General features: G+C 72.2%; 3 protein-coding genes and 1 pseudogene. 2 read left to right on the top strand and 2 right to left on the bottom strand.

The window, feature by feature from the left end:
• Positions 1-195: pseudogene (locus AC27IQ_RS22425) on the bottom strand (GGDEF domain-containing protein); the annotation flags it as partial.
• A 272-nt stretch (positions 196-467) separates the two neighbouring features.
• Here AC27IQ_RS22425 and AC27IQ_RS22420 point away from each other — a divergent pair.
• The gene (locus AC27IQ_RS22420) at positions 468-1,013 is read left to right on the top strand and encodes a GNAT family N-acetyltransferase (RefSeq protein WP_487090852.1); all 546 of its coding nucleotides are present in this window, start codon (positions 468-470) and stop codon (positions 1,011-1,013) included.
• Between the two features lie 22 nt (positions 1,014-1,035).
• Here AC27IQ_RS22420 and gcvA read toward each other — a convergent pair whose 3' ends face one another.
• Positions 1,036-1,926, bottom strand: coding sequence for a transcriptional regulator GcvA (gene gcvA, locus AC27IQ_RS22415; protein WP_487090851.1), 891 nt, complete (start codon positions 1,924-1,926; stop codon positions 1,036-1,038).
• Positions 1,927-2,107: 181 nt separating this feature from the next.
• On the opposite strand from gcvA, the gene AC27IQ_RS22410 reads away from it, so the two are divergent.
• Positions 2,108-2,504, top strand: a 397-nt coding sequence (locus tag AC27IQ_RS22410) for an EamA family transporter (RefSeq protein WP_487090850.1), incomplete at its 3' end; no start/stop codon positions are given.

The following is a 2,504-nucleotide window of genomic DNA, read 5'->3' as shown; positions in this document are numbered from 1 at the left end:
CTGCGCCAGCGGCTGCTGCAGTTCCGGCGGCAGGGGCGACGGGCCGCCCAGCGCCCCGTTGGTGGGACCGCGCTCGCGCGACACCATTTCGGCAGCGAGCAGCCCCGCGCGCAACTGGTCGATGGCCTCCACGCTGGCCGCCGACGCGCGCACCGACTGGTACTCCGTCGTGGCGATGCGGCCGACCAGCAGCATCGTGGCCAACACCACGAGGGCCCCGAAAAGGCGGAGGAATCGGCTTAAAGACATGGTGTCTGGCATCAGTACGGCGGGGCAACGGTGTGGAAATTCTCTCACCTGCATCCGATCGGGGCGCTGCGGCCGCGAACGGATGGGCCAAATGGCGACGGTTTTCGGGGAATTGGCAACGAAAGGGTGCAAGAAATGCGCCTGCACGGGCCGGCTGGCACCGGCCGTAGGATGGAGGCCTTCGCTGCCCGTGCCGCCCCTTCGCACCGCCCACGCCCATGCCCGCCCACGCCCGATCCCACCCCCCGCCATCCGCCCCGCCCCGGGCGCGCCCGCTGGCCGCGGCCGATCTGCCCGGCCTGTTGCAGGTGCAGCGCGCCTGCTATGGCGAGGGGTTCGAGGAAAGCCATGCGGTGTTCCAGCGCCGCCTGGCGAGCCCGGCGCAGTGCTCGCTCGCCCTGGAGCGGGACGGCCACCTGTGTGCCTATCTGGCGGCCTACCGCTCGCTGCGGGGCAAGGTCACGCCGCTGCACGGCGATTTCGAGGCCGCCCAGGCCCCCGACACGCTGTACCTGCACGACATGGCCGTGTCACCCGCGCTGGCAGGGCAGGGCCTCGCGCAGGTGCTGCTGGCCGCGGCCTGGGCCACGGCACGCAGCGAAGGGCTGCGCCACAGCGCGCTGGTCTCGGTACAGGGATCGCAGGGCTACTGGGCACGGCACGGCTATGCCCCCGCACCGTTGCAGGACGCTGCGCAGCGCACGCGGCTGGCCACCTACGGCGAGGGCGCGGTCTACATGGTGCGGGCATTGCCGGGGGCGTGAAGCCCGGCGCCGGCCACATCGCTCAAGCGCCGCCGCCGCGCTCCTGCCCGGCCTGCGCGACGATCCAGTCGCGGAAACGCCGAAGCTCCGGATCGATGAGCGCGGGTGCCGCATAGACCAGGTGGTACGCCAGCGGCGTGGCCAGCGCACCCGCCTGCACGCCGATCAAGGCGCGCGTGGCCAGCTCGCGCCCGATGAGCGCGCGGCGCACCAGCGCGAAGCCCCGGCCGGCCACGGCGGCTTCGATGGCGCCGTTGGAATCAGCAAACACCACGCCCTGTTCGGTGTTTACCCGGGGCATACGGTGCGCCTCGCACCACAGCCGCCAGTCGCCCCGGTGCTCGTCGTGCAGCAGGCGATGGCCGTCGATGTCGCGGGCGCGCGCGATGCGCCGCGGCGCGATGAGGCGGGGGCTGCACACCGGCACGAGATCGTCGGCCAGCAGCGCTTCCGCCCGCAGGCCCGGGTACTTCCCCATGCCGTGGCGCACCGCGAAATGCACGCCCTCGCCGGCCAGATCGACCGTGCGGTTAGTGGTGCTCACGTGCACGTCCAGGCCGGCTGCGTGCTGCTGAAAGTCCTGCAGGCGCGGCACCAGCCACTGCACGGCGAAGCCAGGCGTGCAGCTCACCAGCACGACGCGCCGCGCGCCGGCGGCCACCCGCGAGGTGGCGTGGCCGATGACCGCGAGCGCATCGCTGCAGGCCGACTGGTATTCGGCACCCGCCCGCGTGAGCGCCAGGCCGCGCGGCAGGCGATCGAACAGCGTGCAGCCCAGGAACTCCTCCAGCTTGCGCACCTGCTGAGACACGGCGCCCGGCGTGACGTGCAGCTCGGCGGCGGCGCGGCGCACGCTCAGATGGCGCGCAGTGGCTTCGAAAAATCGCACGGCGATGAGGGGAGGAAGGCGCATGACCGTTCAGTCAAAATAAACAGTCGCGCAGCATAAATGGTTTGCGCGAACCCACCGGATTTCGAAGAATGGGCCTCCAGCGCCGGGGGCGGCCCGGGCCCGCCAGGGCTTGGCGAAAGCCTTCGGTTTCGTCGTTTCGTTTTGCCGATTCGGCGGGGTCCACGCCCCGCCGGCGCCACCCATGACCCTCGCCAGCCTGATCCGCCTGTTCGCCCTCGCCGCCCTGTGGGGCGGCAGTTTTCTGTTCATGCGCATCTCCGTGCCGGTGCTGGGCGCGGTGCCCACGGCCTTCGGGCGCGTGGCGCTGGCGGCGGCCGGGTTGATGGCGTTGCTGGCGTTCGCGCGGCTGCGGCCGGCCTTTCACGGCAAGCTGGGCGCGGCGCTGGTGCTGGGCGTGGTCAATTCGGGGGTGCCGTTCCTGATGTTCGCGCTCGCGGCCCGCACGCTGCCGGCGGGCTACAGCGCCATCCTGAACGCCACCACGCCGCTCATGGGCGTGCTGATCGGCGCCGTGGCCTTCGGCGAGCGGATCACCGCCGCGCGCACGGCCGGCGTGCTGCTGGGCATGGCCGGGGGTG

The sequence above is a fragment of the Acidovorax sp. KPB24-07 genome, from assembly GCF_057543315.1.
This window is presented reverse-complemented; position numbering and strand designations above follow the sequence as displayed.

Coding starts and splice junctions, on each gene's coding strand:
- gcvA (WP_487090851.1), bottom strand. CDS start 1,926: ATGCGCCTTCCTCCCCTCATCGCCGTGCGATTTTTCGAAGCCACTGCG.
- AC27IQ_RS22420 (WP_487090852.1), top strand. CDS start 468: ATGCCCGCCCACGCCCGATCCCACCCCCCGCCATCCGCCCCGCCCCGG.